General features: G+C 37.4%; 1 pseudogene. It reads right to left on the reverse strand.

Going from position 1 to position 1,212, the window contains the following annotated elements:
* Nucleotides 1-386: 386 nt before the first annotated feature.
* Nucleotides 387-1,123: pseudogene (locus tag QUB44_RS30955) on the reverse strand (transposase); the annotation flags it as partial.
* Nucleotides 1,124-1,212 lie beyond the last annotated feature (89 nt).

Consider the following 1,212-nt stretch of genomic DNA (forward strand, 5'->3'; position numbering starts at 1 on the left):
CTCATCTTTTTTCACAGTTTTACTAGCTTTTTCATTTTAGCCCTTTTTCATATATTTGCAAAAGTGAGATGCACCCTTCTATTTTCCTTGATATTGAGACTATATTATTTTTGTTTCGCAAGATAAAATATAAATTTTCTTTTTTAGGTAATGCTTTAACTCGTTCAGAACTTGAAAATCCTCTATCCATTACAGCGACTCCCTTCTGGGGCAGGGCTGTTTCATTCTCACGAAAATCGGGATTTTGTAGGGGCGGTGCCAAGAATGCCCGCCCCCACCCCAGGGCGGTTTCATTCTCACGAAAATCGGGATTTTGACTCTTGTAGTGCCAAGAATGTCTACCCCCCCACAGGCATTGGTGACAAGTTAAGGCTGTAAGTTTTTTGTCAAGAGGTTTTTGGAGAATTCTTGAAAAAGAATTGGTCAGAACCTCGTTGCTTTTCAGGAAAAGGGGCGACGATTAACTTAACATTTGGTTTTCGCTCCTGTTTAATAATTCCTAAATCGCGATTTTCGTGGGCAGGAAAATATTAACTGGATCGGTTGCTTTACCTTTATGATGAGCCATCGTAAAATGATAAAGACCGCGATAAATCATTTCTAAAGAAATCCGATCAAAAGGTATAGCTAGTTCATCGGCTACTGCATCACCTAAGTCTACTAAAATTGCATAAAATAACCAAGCTTCCCAAATTTTTAATTTAATCCCATTGATTGAACCTGTCCATAAATAGCTTAAATCTAATAGCTTTTTTACTAGATTAAATTCCTGTTCAATCCGCCAACGTCGTCGATATAAATCTGCAACGACATAAGGGGGTAATATCTCCGGTTTTCAGACACTGGTTAAATACGAATACCCGGCTTTTCCTCAACGAACTTCAATCAAACCTAAAGTAATAAACGGAGTTCTCTTTGTTCCAGACCCTAGACGTATCTTACGGTCTCGCAGTCCATAACTATCTGTAAACACTTGCTCTACTTTGATTGCTGCTCCTTTCTTTATTCTAGTAATAAAGTTAACTTCTTGCTCGATTAATTTTAACCAAAACTTAAAGTGATAAAATCCTATATCTAATAATAGGAACGTATTTTCGGTGACTAAATTGAGGATATTTTCTTCAAGTCTTAACTCACTGTAGTTTAGACTAAAAAATGAGCGCAGCTAAAAGTAGCCACCTTTGAATCTCAGGCAAGCTGTTGCTCAAAAAC

It is taken from the genome of Microcoleus sp. AT3-D2, from assembly GCF_036705715.1.
GTDB lineage: Bacteria > Cyanobacteriota > Cyanobacteriia > Cyanobacteriales > Microcoleaceae > Microcoleus.